The 20,854-nt window shown below is 65.1% G+C and carries 17 protein-coding genes; 10 read left to right on the top strand and 7 right to left on the bottom strand.

The features are described from left to right. Positions 1 to 5: 5 nt before the first annotated feature. From DCM79_RS07590 to ugpB, 7 genes are all read right to left on the bottom strand, one after another. Positions 6 to 185 carry a DUF4089 domain-containing protein gene (locus DCM79_RS07590; RefSeq protein WP_194404923.1) on the bottom strand — a complete coding sequence of 60 codons (180 nt, stop codon included), beginning with the start codon at positions 183 to 185 and terminating at the stop codon, positions 6 to 8. A 30-nt stretch (positions 186 to 215) separates the two neighbouring features. Then, positions 216 to 2,042, bottom strand: a complete 1,827-nt coding sequence (locus DCM79_RS07585) for an ABC transporter ATP-binding protein (RefSeq protein WP_257179349.1) — start codon at positions 2,040 to 2,042, stop codon at positions 216 to 218. 94 nt (positions 2,043 to 2,136) lie between these two features. Further along, complete coding sequence (locus tag DCM79_RS07580; RefSeq protein ID WP_257179348.1) at positions 2,137 to 3,036, bottom strand: ABC transporter permease; 900 nt, start codon at positions 3,034 to 3,036, stop codon at positions 2,137 to 2,139. Between the two features lie 215 nt (positions 3,037 to 3,251). Beyond that, on the bottom strand, positions 3,252 to 4,265 hold the full coding sequence (locus tag DCM79_RS07575; protein WP_257179347.1) for an ABC transporter permease: 1,014 nt from the start codon (positions 4,263 to 4,265) through the stop codon (positions 3,252 to 3,254). A 209-nt stretch (positions 4,266 to 4,474) separates the two neighbouring features. Then, positions 4,475 to 6,097 carry an ABC transporter substrate-binding protein gene (locus DCM79_RS07570; protein WP_257179346.1) on the bottom strand — a complete coding sequence of 541 codons (1,623 nt, stop codon included), beginning with the start codon at positions 6,095 to 6,097 and terminating at the stop codon, positions 4,475 to 4,477. A gap of 406 nt (positions 6,098 to 6,503) precedes the next feature. Further along, positions 6,504 to 7,463, bottom strand: coding sequence for a phosphotransferase (locus DCM79_RS07565; protein ID WP_257179345.1), 960 nt, complete (start codon positions 7,461 to 7,463; stop codon positions 6,504 to 6,506). A 223-nt stretch (positions 7,464 to 7,686) separates the two neighbouring features. Further along, on the bottom strand, positions 7,687 to 9,009 hold the full coding sequence (ugpB, locus tag DCM79_RS07560; RefSeq protein WP_257179344.1) for a sn-glycerol-3-phosphate ABC transporter substrate-binding protein UgpB: 1,323 nt from the start codon (positions 9,007 to 9,009) through the stop codon (positions 7,687 to 7,689). A 202-nt stretch (positions 9,010 to 9,211) separates the two neighbouring features. Here ugpB and DCM79_RS07555 point away from each other — a divergent pair, with 202 nt between their 5' ends. The 10 genes from DCM79_RS07555 (at position 9,212) to DCM79_RS07510 (ending at position 20,776) form a co-directional block, all read left to right on the top strand. Further along, entirely contained in the window at positions 9,212 to 10,207 is a 996-nt protein-coding gene (locus tag DCM79_RS07555; RefSeq protein WP_257179342.1) for a TRAP transporter substrate-binding protein, read from the top strand. A 63-nt stretch (positions 10,208 to 10,270) separates the two neighbouring features. Further along, positions 10,271 to 12,292, top strand: a complete 2,022-nt coding sequence (locus DCM79_RS07550; RefSeq protein ID WP_257180715.1) for an ATP-binding protein — start codon at positions 10,271 to 10,273, stop codon at positions 12,290 to 12,292. Next, complete coding sequence (locus DCM79_RS07545; protein ID WP_257179341.1) at positions 12,262 to 14,007, top strand: DUF3369 domain-containing protein; 1,746 nt, start codon at positions 12,262 to 12,264, stop codon at positions 14,005 to 14,007. The genes DCM79_RS07550 and DCM79_RS07545 overlap by 31 nt, the downstream gene beginning before the upstream one ends. A gap of 10 nt (positions 14,008 to 14,017) precedes the next feature. Further along, positions 14,018 to 14,755, top strand: a complete 738-nt coding sequence (locus tag DCM79_RS07540) for a response regulator (RefSeq protein ID WP_257179340.1) — start codon at positions 14,018 to 14,020, stop codon at positions 14,753 to 14,755. A gap of 438 nt (positions 14,756 to 15,193) precedes the next feature. Further along, complete coding sequence (locus DCM79_RS07535; protein ID WP_126257197.1) at positions 15,194 to 15,805, top strand: sigma-70 family RNA polymerase sigma factor; 612 nt, start codon at positions 15,194 to 15,196, stop codon at positions 15,803 to 15,805. Positions 15,806 to 16,294: 489 nt separating this feature from the next. Then, positions 16,295 to 16,993 carry a cytochrome c biogenesis CcdA family protein gene (locus DCM79_RS07530; protein WP_257179339.1) on the top strand — a complete coding sequence of 233 codons (699 nt, stop codon included), beginning with the start codon at positions 16,295 to 16,297 and terminating at the stop codon, positions 16,991 to 16,993. A 31-nt stretch (positions 16,994 to 17,024) separates the two neighbouring features. Continuing rightward, a complete protein-coding gene (locus DCM79_RS07525) occupies positions 17,025 to 17,588 on the top strand; it encodes a thioredoxin family protein (RefSeq protein WP_257179338.1) in 564 nt (187 codons plus the stop codon). Between the two features lie 103 nt (positions 17,589 to 17,691). Next, the gene (locus DCM79_RS07520; protein ID WP_257179337.1) at positions 17,692 to 18,663 is read left to right on the top strand and encodes a hypothetical protein; all 972 of its coding nucleotides are present in this window, start codon (positions 17,692 to 17,694) and stop codon (positions 18,661 to 18,663) included. Positions 18,664 to 19,014: 351 nt separating this feature from the next. Further along, the gene (locus tag DCM79_RS07515) at positions 19,015 to 19,608 is read left to right on the top strand and encodes a L,D-transpeptidase (RefSeq protein ID WP_257179336.1); all 594 of its coding nucleotides are present in this window, start codon (positions 19,015 to 19,017) and stop codon (positions 19,606 to 19,608) included. 130 nt (positions 19,609 to 19,738) lie between these two features. Next, entirely contained in the window at positions 19,739 to 20,776 is a 1,038-nt protein-coding gene (locus DCM79_RS07510) for an amino acid ABC transporter substrate-binding protein (RefSeq protein ID WP_028133885.1), read from the top strand. The last annotated feature ends 78 nt before the right edge of the window (positions 20,777 to 20,854 follow it).

Genomic DNA, 20,854 nt, shown 5'->3' with positions numbered 1-20,854 from the left:
CAGCATCACGCGGTGAAGATCGGCGCCGGCTCGGTCTCGTCCGGCAGCGCGAATTCGTCGACCATGCGGCCAAGCCGCAGCGAGACTTCGAGGTTGGCACGCACCGCGGGCCTCCAGGCTTCCTCGACCGGCAGCGCCAGCGCTTTCGATAATGCGTCGATGTAGTCGTCCAGCGGCTCGGCCATCACGCTCCCAAACAATCTCTCAATGCACTCTCAGTGAACTTGCAACGGCGGATGCGGGATCGCCATCAGCAGTTCCTTGGTGTAGTCGTCCTGCGGATCGCTCAGGACCTGCTCGGAAGAGCCCTCTTCGACGATCCGCCCCGTCCGCATCACAATGACACGATCGCACAGCAAGCGCACCACATTCAAATCATGCGAGACGAACAGGTAGCTCATACCTAACCGCTGCTTCAGGTCCTGAAGCAGATTCAGCACAACGGCCTGAACCGAAACGTCCAGCGCCGCGGTCGGCTCGTCCAGGATGACGAGCTTTGGATGCAGCGCGATGGCGCGGGCGATGCCGACGCGGGCCTTCTGGCCGCCGGACAATTGGTGCGGGAAGCGGTCGAGCAGATTGTGCGGCAGGCCGACCATGGTGGCCAGTTCCTCGCAGCGGGCGCGCAGCGCGTCGCGTCCCCTGACGTCGCCGAGTTGCATGATCGGGTCCGCAATGGCGCGGGCGGCGGTGAAGCGCGGGTTGAGGCTGTCGGTCGGATCCTGGAACACCATCTGGATGCGGCTGCGCTGCGGCAGGCGGGCGAAGGCGGATGGTACGATGCCGGAGATGTCCTCGCCGTCGAACTGGATCAGGCCGGAGGTCTGGTCCAGTAGCCGCATCACCATCATCGACGTCGTCGATTTGCCGCAGCCGGATTCGCCGACCAGCCCGACGCTCTCGCCATGGCCGATCGCAAAGCTGATGCCGTCGACGGCGCGGAACATGTCCGGCTCCACAGCAGGCTTGCGGCCGAACAGCTTGCCGAGCACGGCGGTGGCGCCCTGGCGGGGATATTCCTTGACGAGCTTATCGACGAGAAGGAGGGGCGTCTGCTCCCTCGCCCCGCTTGCGGGGAGACGGTCGGGGTGAGGGGGACTCTCCGCGAGCACGGTGCTGGGAGAGCCCCCCTCACCCGCCACGCTCCGGGGCGCAAGTGCGCTCTCGAGCGTGTCGGCCTCTCCCCGCGCGCGGGGAGAGGCGAAGGCGGCGCTCTCCTCTTCCGGCAGCAAGTCCCGCAAGCTCACCCCCAGCCGCGGCGTCGCGCGCATCAGCTTCTTGGTGTAGGGGTGCTGCGGGTTGGCGAAGATGTCGGCGGCCTTGGCGGTCTCGACCACGCGGCCCTTCTCCATCACGACGACGCGGTCGCAATAGGCGGCGGCGAGGCCGAGATCGTGGGTGATCAGGATGGTCGACATCGCGCGGCGTTTGGTCAGCTCGACGATCAGATCCATCACCGCCTTCTGGGTGGTGACGTCAAGGCCGGTGGTCGGCTCGTCCGCGATCAGGAGCTGCGGATTGCAGGCGAGCGCGAGCGCGATGACGACGCGCTGGCACATCCCCCCCGAGAGCTCGAACGGATAGGCGTGATAGCGTTCGCGCGGGCGGGCGATCTTGACCTGCTCCAGCGCCTCGATTGCCTTCTCGCCGCGATCGGCGACTTGGGCCTGCTGCACATGGGTGCGCAGCACGTCCTCGATCTGATCGCCCACTTTCCGGATCGGGTTGAGCGCGGCGCGCGGGTTCTGGAAGATCATCGAGACTTCGCGGCCGCGCAGGTCGCGCATCTGGTCTTCGCTCGCCGCCTTGACGTCGATGCCGGAGAACATCACCGAACCCTCGGCGATCCGCCCGGCACGGTCGAGGATGCGCATCACCGCATAGGACGTCACCGATTTGCCGGAGCCGGACTCGCCGACGATGGCGAGCGTCTCGCCCTTGGCGACGGAAATGTTGACGTGCTGCACGGCTTTGACGATGCCGCGGCGGGTGGTGAATTCGACCGTGAGGTCCTGGACGTCGAGCAGGGGCTGGGCGGTCATGCAGGCCTGCCGTCACTCAAAAAGTGCGAAAACAACCCCATGCACAGTAGAATGGCGTTGGAATCGTTGAGGAATTTCTGGCGGAAATTTGCCATCACGTCCTCCGCTGGGGATCGACGATGTCGCGCAGGCCGTCGCCGAGGAGGTTGAAGCAGAACACGGCGATCATCAGGGCAAGGCCGGGAAAGAGCGCGATCCACCATTCGCCTGACACCATGAAGCCGGCGCCTTCGGCGACCATGATGCCCCATTCGGCGGTCGGCGGGCGCACGCCGAGGCCGATGAAGGATAGGCCGGCGGCGTTGAGGATGGCGTAGCCCATGGTCAGCGACATCTGCACGATCATGATCGGCATGATGTTGGGCAGAATGTGCACCAGCAGGATGCGGAATTCGCCGTTGCCGGAGAGGCGCGCGGCCTGCACGAAGCCGGCGTTGCGGCGGACATTGGCCTCGGCGCGGGCGACGCGGGCATAGAGCGGGAAGTTCACGATGGCGGTCGCCAGGATGATGTTCTGCACGGTGTTGCCGAGCGCGGCGACGATGCCCATGGCGAGCACGAACAGCGGAAAGGCCATGATGGTGTCGGCGATGCGGCCGACGACGCGATCGGTCCAGCCGCCGAAGTAACCGGCCGCGATGCCGGCGAGGCCGCCCATCAGGAACACCAGCGCGACCGAGGCGACCGCGATGAAGGTGTCGAGCCGCGTCGCCACGATGACGCGGCTGAAGATGTCGCGCCCGAGCTGGTCGGTGCCGAACCAATGCGCCGCCGACGGCGGCTTCAGCGCCGCGGCGGTGTCCGAGGCGAGCGGATCGTAGGGCACCACGTAAGGGCCGAAGATCGCGGCCAGGAGGATCAGGATCAGGAGCGCGAAAGCAAAGCCCGTGACCTTGTTCTCGCCGAGAACGTAGCGGGTCTGGTCGAGGATCGCCAACAGCCCGGACGTGCGGGCGGGACCGACAGGTTCGACAGCAGGCGCAACGGAGCTCATGGATTTACTCCTGGAGCTTCATGACTTCGGGTGGCGAGCTTGGAGTTGGCTTCACCTCTCCCGCTTGCGGGAGAGGTCGCGCCGAAGGCGCGGGTGAGGGCTCTCTCCTCTTGGGGGTTCTCGACCGAGGAGACACCCTCTCCCCAACCCTCCCCCGCAAGCGGGGGAGGGAGCGCACCGTCCACACGACTCGCACTGGGCGCGATGGTCATGGTTCAGCCCTCCAACCGCACGCGCGGATCGATCACGCCGTACAAAATGTCGATCACGAGATTGAGCAGCACGTACATCACCGCCATGGTCAGCACGAAGCCTTGGACCGGCGCGAAGTCCGACGCGATCAGGGCTTCCACGGCGTAAGAGCCGATGCCGGGCCAGGCGAACACTTTTTCCACCAGCACGTTGGCGCCGAGCAGGAACGAGAACACCATGCTGAGCGTGGTGATGACGGGCAGCATCGCGTTGCGGAAGGCGTAGGTGACGATCACGGTCGCCGGCGACAGCCCGCTGGCGCGCGCGGTGCGGACGAATTCGGATGCCAGCACCGCCAGCATCGAGGCACGCGTCATGCGCGCGATCGGCGCCAGCGAGAAGATCGCAAGCGTCGTCGCGGGCAGGATGAGCTGGCTCAGCGCCGAACGGAACGCTTCGAGGTCGCGCGCGATCAAGGTGTCGATCAGATAGATGCCGGTCACCGTCGGCGGCGCGCTGTAGAACACGTCGAGACGGCCGAGCGGCGCCGGCGACCAGCCCAGCCGAAAATAGAACACGTAGACCAGCACGAGGCCGGTGAAGAACACCGGCAGCGAGACGCCTGCCGTCGTCGTGACCCGGCAGAGATGATCGATCCAAGATCCCGGCCGCGTCGCTGCCAACACGCCGAGCGGAATCGCGATCACGACCGAGACGATCAGGCCGAGCAGCGTCAGCTCAGCGGAGGCCGGCAGACGGTTGCGGATCTCGGCCGCGACCGGCTGTCCCGTGGTGAGTGAGCTGCCGAAGTCGCCATGGGCGAGATCGTTGGTGTAGCGGAAGAACTGCTCGATCAGCGGCCTGTCGAGACCGAGCTTCTTGCGGATCTGCTCGACGGCCTCCTTGGTCGCGGCGGGGCCGGCGAAGTAGGCGGCGGGATCGCCGGGCAGCGCGCGCGTCAGCAGGAAGGTGACGATGACGACCCCGATCAGCGAGGGAATCGCGAACATCAGGCGCTTGCCGATCATGGTCAGCATGGGATGCTCCTGATGTGGGAATGAGATTTCGCCCCGCACTCCACTGCGCCCCCTCTCCCCTTGTGGGAGAGGGTTGGGGTGAGGGGTAGCCGCAAGCGAGGTCTGAGTTCGTGGCTACCCCTCACCCGTCTCGCCGCTACGCGGCGAGCCACCCTCTCCCACAAGGGGAGAGGGTAAGAGAGAGCTGTGCTCAGCTCACCCATGCCCCCTCACCCCTTCGCCATCGCGCGATAATCGAGCCTGCGGTGGAACCAGTATTGGTAGCCGCTGATGTTCTTCTGCATCGCGACGTTGACGAAGGGCTGATAGAGCGGAATGCGCGGGATGTCGGTGAAGGCCAGATCGACGAAACCCTTCACGTCCTTGTCGTAGGCCGCCTTGTCTCCGGCCGCGGCCGCCGTGCGCGCGCCGTCGATCAGCTTGTCCATCTCCGCCGACTTGTAGCTCATGGTGTTGAAGACGGAATTGTTGCCGTGATAGCACCAGTAGAAGAAGTATTCGGGGTAATCGAGCCAGCCCGAGAACACGTTGGTGAAGAGCGGCATCTCCTTCTTGTTCAATTCGGTGCGCCAGTTGGCGCCGGGCACCTTGTTGATGGTGGTCTTGATGCCGATCTGCGCCAGAGATTCCTGCACCAGCACGCAGAGCGGCTCGTTGACGCCGGCGAAGTTGAGATCGAACGAGATCGTGGTCTCGAAACCGTTGGCGTAGCCGGCTTCCGTCAGCAGCGCCTTCGCCTTCTCCATGTCGGTGTTGAACTTGTGCGGCTGCGGCCAGGCCACTTCGGTCGGCTTGTCCTTGGGCGCCCCGAACATCGGGTTGGCGAGGCCGAACATCACCGCGTCCATGATCTTCTGATAGGGCAGCGCGTAGGCCACGGCCTGGCGCACCTTCGGATTGTCGAAGGGCGGCTTGGTGACGTTCATGCCGATATATTGGATGCCGTTGGAGAACGGCAGCGACACCACGTTGAGCTTGCCGTTGGCCTTCATCTCCTGAAAGTCCTTGTTGGGCAGCTCGTAGGAGATATCGGCATCGCCGCGCTCCAGCAGCGCGCGGCGGTTGCCGGCCTGCGGCACCATGCGCCAGATCACGCGCTTGATCTTCGGCAGCGGACCGCAGACCCAATCGTCGTTGCGCTCCATGATGACTTCGGTGCCGGCGGTCCATTTCGTCACCTTGTAGGCGCCGGAGCCCGCGGTCTGCTGCTTGGTGAATTCCAGACCCCAGGGATCCTTCTCGCTGGCGTGCTTCTTCACCAGCTCGGAATTGACGATGCAGGGCACGATCACGGCGAGATCGGGGATCGTCAGCTTGTCCTTCTTCAGGAAGTCGACCCGCACCGTGTGGTCGTCGATCACGACGAACTGCTCCGGCTTGGTCAGCGAGCCCGCGCTCATCTGGAAGGTGGGGAAGCCGCCGACGCTGACGGCGCGGTCGAGCGACCACTTCACGTCCTTGGCGGTGACGGGCGCGCCGTCGTGGAATTTGGCGTTCTTGCGCAGCTTGAAGGTGACCGACATGTCGTCGATCTTGAAATCCTCGGCGAGCTCGCCCTTGAACTTGTCGCGGTCGTAATAGGGCACGCCGCCGGGGCCGCTCTTCATCTCGTGGCTGATCAGGCGGTCGTAGCAATTCCAGGACACCTCATAGCCGGGCACGTTGGTGCCGACGCCGTGGATGTCGAGATTGTTGGGGCCGCCTTCCGAGACGATCAGCAGCGTCTCCGAGCGGGCGTCGGCATAGGCGGTGGAGATCACGGACGGCATGGCCGGAAGCGCCGCCCCGGCGGCCAACCCGGAAACGGACTTGAGGAAATCGCGGCGCTTCATGAAATGCTCCAACACAAAGGTTTTGGTTGGAACCGGATTCGCAAGGTTCGTGCCAGAGCTTAACGAGGTGTTACAAGCTCATAGTGCATTGATATATCTACATCTTTCCGATCAGGCCAAAACCCGCGAGGCGTGGCGACGCCAGTGATTGCATACAAAGATCCTTATTTGCTTATAAATTAGGCAATAAGGGATGGCCGCTCGTTCGCGAGGCGGCACAGGATAGCCCTTCGTAGAACGATCGCTGCAGCGGCACCATCGCTGTCATTCCGGGGCGATGCGCAGCATCGAGCCCGGAATCCATCGGGCGGCAGCACGCGCCGGACAATGGATCCTCAGGTGCGCAATTGCGCACCATAGCTCGCCGCTTCGCGGCGGCCCGGAATGACGGCAGCGCCCGGAGTGATCAGCCCGGCCAGATCAGCTCCTGCAGCCCGACCAGATCATCCGCCTGCTCCTGCCAGCCCTCGATGCAGATCTGGCTGTTGAGATCGCTGGCCCGGTGCAGCAGCATCAAGGCCATCAGCCGGCGCTTGAATGTGAAATCCGGTTTTGAATAGCCAAAGCCTTCGAGCAGGCTCTTCACCCGGCCCGGCCGGCCCGCCGCCATGAACGCGCTGGGGCCGAGCAGGTCGTAATCGCGCCACCCCGCCAGCACGTCGCCGAAGTCGAACAGACCCTTGAGCGACCATTGATCGTCATGGCAGGCGAGCAGGAAATTTTCCGGGATGTATTCGCCGATCAGGATCACCGGCGGCGCGTCCATCGGGATCAGCTCTGCTGCATCGCGGAGGAGATCGTCGAGCCCGGCGAGAAATTTTGGCGCAAGGCCGAGACGGGTGTGCCTGGCACGGCAGCCCTGCATTTGCCTGCGCATGAAGTCGTCCCAGCGCGGCTCAATCTGTGCGAGCGGTCCGAGCGGGACGCGCTGGACGGCCACGATGGTCTCGCCGATCTGGCGCAGCACGCGCTCCTTCTGGTCTTCCGCCAGCTGCGGCCAGACCTCCGAACCGAGCGTGCCTGATAGCCGCGTGATGATCAGGTAGGGCCAGCCGTCGCGCATCCCCTCCGCGACGATCTCGGGAATCGGCAGCGGGAGGCGGCCGGCGAGTTGCAACAGCGAGCCGCGCTCCGAGACGAACTGGGCACGAAGCAGCGACGGGAAGATTTTCAGGATCAGCGTCTCGCCGAGACCAACGACGAGATTGGTGCCGGTCGCAAACACGTGCGGCGCGCTGGTATCGAGGCCGTGGCTGCGGGCGATGTCGAGCGCGATCGGCAACCATTGCGATGCATCGGAGCGGAAGGCGCGGAAGCTTGCGGCGTCGATGAAGTGAGGAAGTTGTTGCGACGGCGCAAAGCTCATTCGCACTCACTCGCGCGAGGCGGCTTTGTTTGATGCAGTGCCAGCCCAGGAAATGGTGCACCTCTCCCGCTTGCGGGAGAGGTCGCGCCGAAGGCGCGGGTGAGGGTTTTCTCCTCTGGGGGATTGTCCCGTCGCGGAGACACCCTCTCCCCAGCCCTCCCCCGCAGGCGGGGGAGGGAGCGCACCGTGCTCGCGGCGAGGGTCGGGCTCATGCGCAAAGACGCTACCGCTCCGGACTTGCGCGCTCGAACTGGCGGAGCAGCTTGTTGCCGCGCTCGACGGCGGAATCGAGGGCTGATTGCGCGCTCTTGTGGCCGGCAAAGGCCTGCTCCAGCTCGTCCTCGATCGCGCCGCGGATCAGCACGAAGGAGCCGAGCCGGATGCCCTTCGAATTCTCCGTCGGCGGATGCAGCGTGATCTCCTCGAACGAGATCGCCGAGCCCGGATTGCGCTCGTAGAAACCTTGTGACCGCGTCAGCTCGAACGCGGCGCGGGTGATCGGCAGGTAGCCGGTGTTCTGGTGCCAGGCGGCCTGCACGCCGGGCTGCGCCAGATAGGCGAAGAAGCGCGCAACGCCCTTGTATTCCTCGCGCGGCCGGTCGCGCAGCACCCACAGCGTGGCACCGCCGATGATCGAGTTCTGCGGCGCGTCCTTCACGTCGGGCCAATACGGCATCATGCCGTAGCCGATCTCGAACTTGGAATTTGCCTTGATGTCGGCGCGCGTCGCCGAGGAGCCGATGAAGATGCCGCATTCGCCGCTCTGGAAGCGCGGCTCGGCCGCTTGTCCGCGGCCGCCATAGTCGAACACCTTGGTCTTCTGCCATTCCGCAAGCTGGGCAACGTGACGCACGAGGGTGGGATTGTTGATGGTCAATTCCGCATCCAGCCCGGCAAAGCCGTTGGCCCGGCTCGCCACCGGCAGATTGTGGAAGGCGGAGAAGTTCTCGACATGGATCCAGGACGGCCAGGACGTGGTGAAGCCGCATACGGCGCCTTTGTCGCGCAGGCGCTTTGCAGCCAGCCCCAAGGCAGGCCAGGTCTTCGGCGGCGCCTCGGGATCGAGGCCGGCGTCGCGGAACATGGTCTTGTTGTAGTAGAGGATCGGCGTCGAGGAATTGAACGGGAACGACAACAGATTGCCGGCCGCATCGGTGTAATAGCCGGAGACCGCAGGCAGGTAATCGGCGAGCGAGAACGGCTCGTTCTGGTCCCGCATCAGGCTGAACACCGGGTAGATCGCGCCCTTGGCCGCGGTCATGGTGGCGGTGGCGACCTCGTTGACCTGGACGATCGCCGGCTGGCTGCGCGAGCGGAAGGCGAAGATCGCGGCCGTCACCGTCTCGGTGTAATTGCCCTTGTAGACAGGCACGATGCGGTAGTCGGACTGCGAGGCGTTAAAGTCCGTGGCGAGCTTTTCGAGCTGCCGGCCGAGCTCGCCGGACATGGCGTGCCACCAGGCGATGTCGGTGGCGGCGCGCACGGGGGCAGCCCATGACAGCGCCGCAACGGCGGCGGCGATTCGCAAAACGCGCAAGGCTGGCATCACGAAGGCTCTTCCCGGGCCGCGCGACAAGGCGGCTCGTCCTGCTTAAGGCGCGGCATCTCCGGTTTCAACCGGGAATGAACGGCGGCCGCGCCGCACAATCGGTCTGCAGGCTCACGCGGGATGGCCTTCCCTTGACCATCTGCTAGATTGCATTGAACCTTTTCCATCCGCCATAGACTCCACCACTGAGGGGTTGAGTGTGCCAGTGTTGAGCCGTGCCGAACTCTCGCGGACCGGGGTGATCTTCGTCGCGCTGCTGCTTGCCGTCTGGACGACGGGCGCCGTTGCGCGCGAATTTCGCGCCGCCGACACCCAGGCCGAGGATTACCCGACCGTCCAGGCGCTGCGCTACATGGGCGCCCTGATCGCCGAGCGCACCCAGGGTCGCCACGAGATCAAGGTGTTCCACTCCCGCCAGCTCGGCGAGGAAAAGGAGACCATCGAGCAGACCCGGGTCGGTGCGATCGACCTCAACCGGACCAACGTGGCGCTGATCGGCAACTTCGTTCCGGCGATGAACGTGCTCGCCATGCCGTTCCTGTTCCGGTCCATCGAGCACATGCAGAAGGTGCTGGACGGGCCCGTCGGCAGCGAGATCCTCGACAGTTTCGAGCCCTACGGCTTCGTCGGGCTCGCCTTCTACGATTCCGGCGCGCGGTCGATCTATAACGGAGTTCGCCCGGTTAAGACTCTTGCGGACCTCAGGGGATTGCGGATCCGGGTGCAGCAGTCGGAGTTGATGAGCCAGATGGTCCGCGCACTGGGCGCCGAGCCGGTCGAGCTGCCCTATGGGCAGGTGCTGACCGGGCTCGCCAACCATCTGATCGACGGTGCGGAAAACAACTGGCCATCCTTCGTGACGACGGACCATTACAAGCATGCCGGCCACTACACCCTTACCGAGCACACGATGAGCCCCGAGGTCCTCGTGATCTCGCTGAAGGCCTGGCAGAGCCTGTCGCCGGACGACCGGAAGATTTTCCGGGAGGCCGCCCAGCGCTCCAGCCGGTTCATGCGCGAAAAGTGGCGCGATCTCGAGGAGCAGTCGCAGCGCAAGGCGCAGCAAGCCGGCGTCACCATCATCAGGGATATCGACCGCAAGCCGTTCGAGGACGCGATGGCCCCGATCTACGCCAAGGCCGGCCGCGATGCCGCCGCGGCCGCGCTGATCGAACGCATTCGCAAGGTGGAGTGAGCCGCGTTGGCTGCGCTTGGACATCACGAGCACGCGGAACGGTCGCCCGGCCCGATCGGGCGGATGCGCGCGCGCCTGGTCGGGGTGCTGCGGGCGGTGCCGATCCGCTGGCGCATCCTGTCGATCGCCGCGCTGAACTCCGCTGTGGTGGTGGTGCTGGTGGCGATGATCTGGAACGGCGCGCAGGTGCTGGGCTCGGCCTGGGACGATGTTCGCCAGGTGCGCGAATCCGACCGCATCCTGGCGCTGCTCGAAAGCGAGACCGGACGGCTGCACAATCTGATCCACCGCTACATCAACCAGCCGAGCCCGGACCTGTTCGCCGAGATCCTGTTGCTGCGCGAGGCGGTGCTGGGCACGTTGTCCAATCGCGCCGCCAAGGACCCGATGCTGTCGGGCTCGGTCGAGGAGCTGGAGCGCACCACCGACCGCTTCCTCAACGGCTTCGGCGAGCTGCGCGGCCTGCAGGCCACCATCGCGAAGACCTATGAGGAGCAGGTGCAGGGCCCGGCCCGGGACATGGCGGGCCTCTATTCCATCATCGAAGGCGCCACCGGGCATCGCGATGCGCTGATCTGGCCCTCGCTGGGAAAATCCCGCGAGGCCTTCACCGCGATGCTGGTCGCCGCCAATTCCTATTACCTGTCGCTGTCGACGGGCGCGGCCGACGACGCGCGCCGCAACACCGAGACGATCGAGAAGACCATCCCCGTGATGATCGATCTTGCCGACAACGACCTCCAGCGCATGGCGCTGCAGCGGCTCGGGGCCCGCACCGCCGCGCTGCGCGAGGGCTTCGCCAAGCTCTCCGAGCAGCTTGCGAACCGCACCGAGCTGCTGCGCAACAGCATCGACGCCAGCCAGGCCGAGGCGATCGGCGCCATCGACGACCTCTCCACCAAGATGCGCCAGCGCGAGCAGAAGGCGCAGGCGACCTTTGACCGCACGCTGGCGGATATTTCGCGGCGGGTGTTGTCGATCGCGGTGATCTTCCTCGGCATCATCCTCACCGCCGGCGTGATGATCGCGCTGTCGATCCGGCTGCCGCTGCAGCAGATCATGACCGCGATGCGCGCGATCACGCTCGGCGACCTCGACCGCGAGGTGCAGGGCACCAAGGCGCGCGACGAGGTCGGGGCCATGGCGCGCGCGGTGGAGGTGTTCCGCGAGAACGCCATCGCCAAGCGCCGGACCGAGGACGAGCTGCGTGCCTCCAAGGAAAAGGCCGAAAGCGCGCTGCTCGAGCTCAACACCGCGCAGCAGAACCTGATCGACGCCGAACGGCTAGCGGCGCTCGGCGGCCTCGTCGCCGGCGTCGCGCACGAGGTCAACAACCCGATCGGCATCAGCCTGACGGTTGCCTCGAGCTTTGCCCGGCGCACCGAGATCTTCGAGGCCCAGCTCAGGGGCGAGGGCGGCCTGCGCCGCTCGCAGCTGGAAGAATTCGTGCAGTCCTCGCGCGATGCCTCGCAGCAGCTGGTCGCCAATCTCCAGCGCGCCGGCGAGCTGATCCAGTCGTTCAAGCAGGTCGCGGTCGACCGCTCCCATGCCGAGCGGCGGCAATTCTCGCTCGGCGAGGCCACCGACCAGATCATCGCGAGCCTGCGCCCGGTCTTGAAGCGCTCGCCGATCACGCTGGAGGTCGACGTGCCGGAGGGGCTGCTGCTCGACGGCTATCCGGGCTCCTATGGCCAGATCCTGACCAATTTGTTCCTCAATGCCGCCAATCACGCCTTCGCCGACGGGCGCGCCGGCACCATCACGATCTCGGCGCGCCCGCGCGGCACCGACGATGTCGAGCTCATCTTCACCGATGACGGGGCCGGCATGACCCCGGACGTGCAGCGCCAGGCCTTTGACCCTTTCTTTACCACCCGGCGCAATGAAGGCGGCACGGGTCTCGGCCTGCATATCGTCTATAACCTCGTCACCCAGCAGCTCGGCGGCCGCATGATGCTGGAATCCAAGCTGGGACAAGGCACTACTTTTCGCATTATCATGCCCCGCATCGCCAAGGGCGGCGCGCAAAGCACAGAAATTGACGGGACTTCTCAATGGCCGAACAGGACGATGTCCTCCACCTGATCGACGACACCGGTACCGCATCGGAGGATGCCAACGCCCGGAAATGGAAGATCGCCGTCATCGACGACGATCCGGCGGTACATGACGGCACCCGTTTCGCGCTGTCGGATTACAGCCTGAACGGCCAGAGCCTGGAGATCCTGTCGGCCTATTCCGCGGCGGAAGGCCGCAAGCTGATGGCCGAGCACAGCGACATCGCCGCCGTGCTGCTCGACGTCATCATGGAGACCGACGTCGCCGGCCTCGAGCTGGTCGAGTTCATCCGCAACGAGATCAAGAACGAGACCGTCCGCATCATCCTGCGCACCGGCCAGCCCGGCCAGGCGCCCGAGCGGCGCGTGATCGTGCAGTACGACATCAACGACTACAAGGCCAAGACCGAGCTCACCGCCGACAAGCTGTTCACCTCGCTGACCGCGGCGCTGCGCTCCTATCAGCAGCTCGAGCGTATGGTGCAGACAAGGCGCGGGCTGGAGATCATCATCGACGCTGCCTCGACGCTGTACGACTTCAAGTCGATGCAGCGGCTCGCCGAGGGCGTGCTGACCCAGCTCGCCTCGCTGCTCAACGTCGACTGCGCCGGCATCTTGGTGCTGCGCGACAATGGCGGCCTCGACCCCGAGCTCTCGGTGCTCGCCGGCAGCGGCTGCTACAGCCGCTTCATCGGCACCACCACGTCGAAAGCGCTCGACCCCGATCTGCGGGCGATGGTGGAAGCCGCGTTCCAGCGCCGCAAGAACGAATTTGCCGACCATCGCAGCGTGATCTATCTGCGCACGGGCTCAGGCCGCGAGGTGGTGGTGCTGCTGCAGGCCGAGCGCGAGCTGTCCGAGACCGACCGCTCGCTGGTCGAAATCTTCTCGAGCCGGCTCTCGATCGCCTTCGACAACGTGATCCTGTATCAGCAGCTGCAGGACGCCAACACGCAGCTGGAGGACCGCGTCGCCCAGCGCACGCGCGCCTTGATGCAGGCCAACCGCCGCCTCTCGGCGCAATGGCTGCGGCTGCAGCGCGCCAACGGCTTCAAGAACGAGATCCTGGGCACCGTCGCCCACGACCTGAAGAACCCGCTCGGCGTCATCCTCGGCCGCACCGAGATGCTGAAGGAGCTGATCTCGACCGGCGCCTCGCAAAGCGGCGTGGTCGCCCAGGTCGACCACATCCGCGACGCCACCAAGCGCCTGACCACGATGGTCGACCATCTCATTTCGGACGCGATGGCCGACGCCTTCGACATCACCATCCGCCGCGAGCCGGTCGACGTTGCCGCACTGGTCAAGGAGGTCGCCGAGGCCAACCAGCCGCTCGCCGTCAACAAGCAGCAAGCGATCAGCGTCACCGCGCCGGCCAACATCGTCACCATGTGCGACACCGACCGCATCCGCGAGGCGATCGACAACCTCATCAGCAACGCCATCAAATACTCGCCGATCGGCGGCAGGATCGACGTCGCCGTCAGCCATGAGGGCGGCGACACCATCGTGCGCGTCAGCGACGAGGGCGCCGGCCTGTCGCCGGAGGATCTCGGCCGCCTGTTCGGCCGCTTCCAGCGGCTGTCGGCCAAGCCGACCGCCGGCGAGAGCTCGACCGGGCTCGGCCTCTCCATCGTCAAGCGCATCATCGACATGCATGGCGGCGAGGTGACCGCCGACAGCGGCGGGCCCGGCCAGGGCTCGACCTTCACCATCACCCTCCCCGCGACCGAAATGCCGTGATCAAGCCGCCATGACCCAAAGCCAGCACATCATGATCGTCGACGATGAAGCCCCGGCCCGGGAGATGGTCGGCGATTATCTCAAGATGCACGGCTTCACCGTGACGCTGTGCGACGGCGGCAAGAGCTTGCGCGCCGCGATCCAGGGCAGCATGCCCGATCTCGTCGTGCTCGACCTCAACATGCCCGAGGAAGACGGGCTCTCGATCATCCGCGACCTCAAGAGCCGCATCAACGTGCCGGTCATCATGCTGACGGCGACGGCGAGCCCGATCGACCGCGTCGTCGGGCTCGAGCTCGGCGCCGACGATTACGTCGCCAAACCCTGCGAGCTGCGCGAGCTGATGGCGCGGATTCGCTCGGTGCTGCGCCGGAGCGTGCCGGCCAAGGCCGCGGCACCCGACGCGTCGGCGGCGAAATCGGACAAGGAGCAGCTGGTGCGGTTCGGCACCAAATGGCTTGATCTCGAAGCGCAGGCCCTGCGCGACGACGAGGGCAACGAGCATCCGCTGACCGCATCCGAGTTCGGGCTGTTGAAAGTGTTCGCGGCCAATCCGAAGCGCGTGCTGTCGCGCGAACGCCTGCTGGAATTGGCCAATGCGCGCGACGCCGAAGCCTTCGACCGCGCCGTCGACCTGCGCATCATGCGCATCCGCCGCAAGATCGAGCCCGATCCGGCCAAGCCGGCCGTGATCCGCACCATCCGCGGTGGCGGCTACCTGTTCTCGCCGCAGGGCGAGAAGGCGTAGGGACGGGCGGCGGCATACTCCGCTGTCGTCCCGGGGCGCGCGCAGCGCGAGCCCGGGACCCATAATCCCAGGGAGGGGTTATTACGCCGAGCTGGTCACTCCGAATCTTCGCCAAACCACATCCTGTGGTTATGGGTCCCGGGTTCGCTTCGCGCCCCGGGACGACAGCGATGGATGCGGCGCGGCCGAACGCAAATCGCCGGGATTCGTTCCGTGACGCCGCTGTCCGCCCGCGAATCCCCACCCCCGTATTTTCCGTACATTGAAATTCCACGCTTTTTTGCCCTGAATGTTTCGTCGCACCCCTTCTGACGAAACAATTTGGCGGCGCACGAAACCATTTTCCGCTTTTGGTGCAGACGTCCCGAAACGTTGGCTGATTAACACTTTGGTCCAAGGAAACGCCGCTCGGTTGCGGCGCTACGGGGAGCCAAGTCCATGCCGAACGTCATCGCCATCAACGCCCAAGCCAGCCAGAGCATCATCGCCGCTCAGGCGACCTCGGACGACATGCTCCTCGAGAGCATTGCCGACGGCAACCGGACGGCCATGCACATCCTTTATTGCCGGCACAATGTGCGTGTGTACCGCTTCATCCTGCGCATCGTGCGCGACGCCACCGCGGCGGAAGACCTCGTCAGCCAGGTGTTCCTGGACGTGTGGCGGACCGCCGGCCAGTTCCAGGGCCGCTCGCAGGTCTCGACCTGGCTGCTCTCGATCGCCCGCTTCAAGGCGCTGACCGCGATGCGCCAGCGCCGCTTCGAGGACATCGACCAGGAGGACGTGCGCCAGATTCCCGACGGCAACGATACGCCCGAGACCTCGCTCGACCGCAGTGACACCAGCGCTATCCTGCGCGCCTGCGTGCAGAAGCTGTCGCCCGCCCATCGCGAGATTATCAACCTCATCTACTACCACGAGAAGTCGGTGGAGGAGGTCGGGCAGATCATCGGCATTCCCCAGAGCACGGTGAAGACGCGGATGTTCTACGCCCGCAAGCAATTGGCCGAATTGCTTAAAGGCTGCGGCGTCGAGCGCTTCGCCGCCTGAAGCTCAGGTATTTCAATGGGATAGGGCCTTAAATTTGGTCCTGTCCGGACACGGAAGTGTTACCGCCCGCGAAACAATTGAAACAAAGCACAACATCAGGCGGAAAAACTTCCCCCCTATAAAGCTCACATACGGTTTTGCTTAAACCTCCCAAGGACCTCCAACGACCCGGACGGGATGCCCCCCTCCGGGTCGTTTTGTATTTAGGGCTGAGCTAGCCCCACGGGCTCCCGCCTCTCCCGCTTGCGGGAGAGGCCGACGCGCGCTGCGCGATGCGAAGCATCGTCCCCGCGCGGCGGGTGAGGGTTCTCTCCTCTGGGGGAACGTCCCGTTGCGGAGAAACCCTCTCCCCAGCCCTCCCCCGCAAGCGGGGGAGGGAGCGCACCATTCGCGCGGCAAGCAACATCGCACGTCACGAAGCTGTGACGCTGCGTAACGACCGCCTTCTCCATCCCGAACTGCCCTCGTGACCTCCCCCGCGAGTGCGCCATGCTCGAGCTAGTCTTCGCCTTTCTTGCCGGCATTCTCACCATTGCCGCGCCGTGCACGCTGCCGATGCTGCCGATCCTGTTCGGCGCCTCGATCGGGCGCGCGGGGTATTGGCGTCCCGCGATGATCGCGCTCGGCTTCGTCGTCTCTTTCTCGGTCGTCGCGCTGCTGTTGGGCGCGCTGACGCGGCTGCTCGATTTCGATCCGAGCGTGCTGCGCGAGGCCGCCTCGATCCTGCTGCTCGGCTTTGGCCTTTTGATGCTGTGGCCGGCGCCGTTCGAATGGCTGTCGAGCCGGCTCAATGGCTGGCTCGATCTCGGCAGCGCAGGCGGCGCGCAGCGCGAGGGCGCGCTCGGCGGGCTGATCCTCGGCACCACGCTCGGTCTGGTCTGGACGCCCTGCGCAGGGCCGGTGCTCGGCTCGATCCTGACGCTGGTTGCGACGTCGACGAATCTCGGCTGGGCCGGCACGCTGTTGATCGTCTACGCCATTGGCGCGGCGATCCCGATGCTGGCGATCGCTTATGGCGGACAGGCCGCGACCACGCGCGTGCGCAGCCTCGCGCGGATCAGCCCGCGCCTTCAGCAGGGCTTTGGTATCGTCGTGATCGGCTTCGCGGTCGCCGCCTATTTCCAATACGACACGCTGATCGTGGCGTGGCTCACCGGCTTCTACCCGACCGGCCAGATCGGCCTGTAATCATCCAAGATTTCACCTGGAGGACGCTTCCATGACTTTCAAACTGCTCGCTGTGACCGCCGCCATGATCGGCATGGCCGTAACAGGTGCCGTCATCCCCGGCCTCTGCGGCGAGGCTGCGCGCGCAACGCCGATCACCGTCGCCGCAGCAAGCCAGCAGGCCGCGCCGGACTTCACCGGCATCAACACTTGGTTCAATTCCAAGCCGCTCAGCCTCGCCGAGCTGCGCGGCAAGGTCGTGCTGGTCGACTTCTGGACCTATGGCTGCGTCAACTGCGTCAACACGCTGCCGCATGTCACCGAGCTCTACGCCAAATACCGGGACAAGGGGCTCGTCGTGGTCGGCGTGCACACGCCGGAATTCCCGTTCGAGCGCTCGGCTTCCAACGTACAAGCCGCGCTGAAGCGTCACGGCATCACCTATCCGGTGGCGCAGGACAATGATTCCAGGACCTGGAACGCTTACCGCAACCAATATTGGCCGGCACAGTACATCATCGACCAGAGCGGCAAGATCGTGTTCCAGCACGCCGGCGAAGGGGCTTACGACCAGATCGACCGCACCGTGGCAAAGCTGCTCAACGCCGGCAGCTGACGCCGCACGGGCCTCGCGCGGCGGTTTTCAGTTGCCGACCTTGTTGCTTGACTCCGCGGACCCGTCCGTGGAGTTTCGCGAGCGACGGAATCAGCCGCCCGCAATGGACGCGAACACCAGCACCGATATTCGCCTTCGTGAAGGCTCTTCGATCGCGCAGCGGCTGGTGATGTCCGCCTTTGCGGCGGCCGTTGCGCTGTGCTTCACGCCCGGCCTGTTCACGCACGACACGCTGGAGATCGTCATCTCCGTGGTTGCGCTGCTCGTCGGCGCGGGATTCGTGGTCGGCATCATGATGGCGCCGGCGGTTGTGTGGATCATCACGGCGAACGAGATCCTGATCGGGCGGCAAAGTCCGTTCGGCAAGCTCCGCACGCGGGTCGTCGGAAAAGACGACATCACGGCGTTGCAGGTTCCCGGCAGCAAGCGGATCAAGGCGCGCTTCCAACTCGTGTTCACGCTGGCTTCGGGAGAGCGACTGACGTCTCCACCGATCTCGGACGTCACCCACGTTCGCGACACCGTGGCGCGGATCGCGGCGCAGTTCGAGGTCCCCAATGTCGAGGAGCCCGTCAATCCGCTCGACGCCAGCAATCCCGAGATGCATCTCGGCGAGCCGCTCGAGGCGTTTTCCGCGCGGGACATCAGGATCGTGTCGCTGATCGCCGTCGCCTTGTTCGCCCTGCCCTACGCCTACAAGCTGTGGCGCGGATGGCCGCCCAGCCATGTCGACATCCTGCTACTGCCGCTCGGCGCGCTCGCCGCGTTCGCGGTCTACAGATATGCCAACCTCCTGACTGGCGCGTTTTGGGTGATCCGGCAGGGCGATATACGCGTCGAGCGGCTGTGGGGCGACGGCACCCCGCGCGCCGATCATATCGAGGGACCCGACGTGAAGACGATCACCGTCGAGCGCCGCGGCCGCTCCGAGGACGAACATTGCATCGTCACGATCCGTTTGCGCTCGGGGCGGAGGTTTCGCAGCCCCCGAATCGGCTCGCGGATCGAGGCCCGCGCGGTGGCAACCGAGATCGTGCGGCGGCTGGGAATCGCGCCGGAGAGCAATAAGATCTGACTGCCAGTTGGATCGAGCGATTTGTCCCCGGGCTCGGTCTGGGCCTCTCCCGCTTGCGGGAGAGGTTGGCGCGTAGCGCCGGGTGAGGGTTCTCTCCTCTGGGGGCCTCCCTGGAGGAGACACCCTCTCCCCAACCCTCCCCCGCTTGCGGCGGAGGGAGCGCATTACCGCTGCGGCGACGATCTATGCTTTTCGCGCCATCCCCTGATTGTGGCATTGCCGGGCACGGTCAAGAAACCGTAGGTATTCTCGTGACATATCGGGGCGGCACGCCATCAACTTGCCATGAACTTGCCCCTCAGGTTTGATGGCTTTGAATGATTTGCGCTGTGGCAGCGGGGAGAGCTTCACATGACCGATTTTCGTCGCCTGACAGGGATGTTCATGGCTGCAGTGGGGCTCATCCTATCCGCACCGCAAGGCTTCGCCCAGCAGCCCGACCGCGGCGACGAGCCGGGCCTGATCGCCGATGATGGTTACCAGCTCGAGCCGGAATGGCAGAAGCAGGTGGTCTACTTCCGCACCACCGAGCCGCCGGGCACGATCATCGTCTCGACCGCCGAACGTCACCTCTATCTGGTGCAGCCCGGCGGGCGCGCGATCCGCTACGGCATCGGCGTCGGCCGCGACGGCTTCCAGTGGCAGGGGCTGGTGACCATCACCAACAAGAAGGAGTGGCCGGACTGGACGCCGCCGCCGGAGATGATCCAGCGCCAGCCCTATCTGCCGCGCTTCATGGCCGGCGGCCCCGGCAATCCCTTGGGGGCCCGCGCCATGTATCTCGGCACCACCGTCTACCGCATCCACGGCACCAACCGCCCCGACACGATCGGCACCAAGGTATCCTCGGGCTGCTTCCGCCTCGTCAACAACGACGTCGCCGATCTCTACGACCGCGTCCCTGTCGGCACCAAGGTGGTCATCCGGCAGAAGCCTGAGCTCTGAGAGACACGATTCGAGCATGATCTCTTCGGACGACCGCGTCGCGCCTTGCCGGCGCGGCCTGTCCGGATCAGGATCACGCTCTCCCGCCCTCGCCTGATTCCTTTTCCCGATTTTTCGAGAGAACAACATGATGCGCACTTTTCGTGGCGGCCTGCTGATCGGGCTCGCGGTCGCCGTGCTGGTCGCCGTCCTGGCCATCATCTATGAATTCTACGACACCCGCACGCTGAAGCGCACCGTGCGCCGCGGCGAGGTGCTGTGCGGCGTCAACAAGGGCCTGCCGGGCTTCTCGATCCCCGACGACAAGGGCAACTGGACCGGCTTCGACGTCGACTTCTGCCGCGCGGTCGCCGCCGCGATCTTCAACGATCCGGGCAAGGCGAAGTTCGTTCCGCTCGACGCCAACGAGCGCTTCAAGGAGCTGCAGAGCCGCAAGGTGGACATCCTCTCGCGCAACACGACCTGGAGCATGGCGCGCGAGCTCGACTACGACCTGTATTTTCCGGCGGTGGCCTATTACGACGGCGTCGGCTTCATGGTGCCGCGCGCGCGCAACAAGGAGACTTCGCTGGAGCTGGCCGACAGCAAGATCTGCGTGCAGAACGGAACCACGACGACGCTCAACGTCGCCGATTACTTCCGCGTCAACAACATGAAGTATGAAGAGGTGAAGTTCGACAAGCTCGACGACGTCGTGAAAGCCTACGACACCGGCAAATGCGACACCTTCTCCGCCGACGTTTCCCAGCTTTATGCGCTGCGGCTGAACCTCTCGAAACCCGGCGACCACATGATCCTGCCGGACATGATCTCCAAGGAGCCGCTCGCCCCCGTCGTGCGCCAGCGCGACGACGATTGGATGATGATCGTGAAGTGGACATTGTATGCCATGATCAACGCCGAGGAACTGGGCGTGACCTCGGAGAACATCGACGAGGCCTTGAAGTCGAAGAAGCCGGAAGTGATGCGCCTCGTCGGCACCGAAGGCCGTTACGGTGAGCAGCTCGGCCTCACCAAGGACTGGGCCGCCCGCATCATCCGCCACGTCGGCAATTACGGCGAGATGTACGACCGCAACATCGGCGAGAAATCGAAGCTAAAGATTCCGCGTGGCATGAACCAGCTGTGGAATGCGGGCGGCGTGCAGTACGCGCCGCCGATGCGGTAAGCGGAGGTCTATCGACCGTCATTGCGAGCGAAGCGAAGCAATCCAGACTGCCTCCGCAGAAAGACTCTGGATTGCTTC

The sequence above is a fragment of the Bradyrhizobium sp. WBOS07 genome, assembly GCF_024585165.1.
Classification (GTDB): Bacteria; Pseudomonadota; Alphaproteobacteria; order Rhizobiales; family Xanthobacteraceae; genus Bradyrhizobium; species Bradyrhizobium japonicum_B.
This window is presented reverse-complemented; position numbering and strand designations above follow the sequence as displayed.

Excerpts from the sequence above, each read along its gene's own strand:
- DCM79_RS07525 (WP_257179338.1), top strand. The coding sequence starts at position 17,025 with ATGACTTTCAAACTGCTCGCTGTGACCGCCGCCATGATCGGCATGGCC.
- DCM79_RS07585 (WP_257179349.1), bottom strand. The coding sequence starts at position 2,042 with ATGACCGCCCAGCCCCTGCTCGACGTCCAGGACCTCACGGTCGAATTC.
- DCM79_RS07515 (WP_257179336.1), top strand. The coding sequence starts at position 19,015 with ATGACCGATTTTCGTCGCCTGACAGGGATGTTCATGGCTGCAGTGGGG.
- DCM79_RS07590 (WP_194404923.1), bottom strand. The coding sequence starts at position 185 with ATGGCCGAGCCGCTGGACGACTACATCGACGCATTATCGAAAGCGCTG.
- DCM79_RS07550 (WP_257180715.1), top strand. The coding sequence starts at position 10,271 with ATGCGCGCGCGCCTGGTCGGGGTGCTGCGGGCGGTGCCGATCCGCTGG.
- DCM79_RS07570 (WP_257179346.1), bottom strand. The coding sequence starts at position 6,097 with ATGAAGCGCCGCGATTTCCTCAAGTCCGTTTCCGGGTTGGCCGCCGGG.
- DCM79_RS07535 (WP_126257197.1), top strand. The coding sequence starts at position 15,194 with ATGCCGAACGTCATCGCCATCAACGCCCAAGCCAGCCAGAGCATCATC.
- DCM79_RS07540 (WP_257179340.1), top strand. The coding sequence starts at position 14,018 with ATGACCCAAAGCCAGCACATCATGATCGTCGACGATGAAGCCCCGGCC.
- DCM79_RS07575 (WP_257179347.1), bottom strand. The coding sequence starts at position 4,265 with ATGCTGACCATGATCGGCAAGCGCCTGATGTTCGCGATTCCCTCGCTG.
- DCM79_RS07545 (WP_257179341.1), top strand. The coding sequence starts at position 12,262 with ATGGCCGAACAGGACGATGTCCTCCACCTGATCGACGACACCGGTACC.
- DCM79_RS07565 (WP_257179345.1), bottom strand. The coding sequence starts at position 7,463 with ATGAGCTTTGCGCCGTCGCAACAACTTCCTCACTTCATCGACGCCGCA.
- DCM79_RS07530 (WP_257179339.1), top strand. The coding sequence starts at position 16,295 with ATGCTCGAGCTAGTCTTCGCCTTTCTTGCCGGCATTCTCACCATTGCC.
- DCM79_RS07510 (WP_028133885.1), top strand. The coding sequence starts at position 19,739 with ATGCGCACTTTTCGTGGCGGCCTGCTGATCGGGCTCGCGGTCGCCGTG.
- DCM79_RS07520 (WP_257179337.1), top strand. The coding sequence starts at position 17,692 with ATGGACGCGAACACCAGCACCGATATTCGCCTTCGTGAAGGCTCTTCG.
- DCM79_RS07580 (WP_257179348.1), bottom strand. The coding sequence starts at position 3,036 with ATGAGCTCCGTTGCGCCTGCTGTCGAACCTGTCGGTCCCGCCCGCACG.
- ugpB (WP_257179344.1), bottom strand. The coding sequence starts at position 9,009 with ATGCCAGCCTTGCGCGTTTTGCGAATCGCCGCCGCCGTTGCGGCGCTG.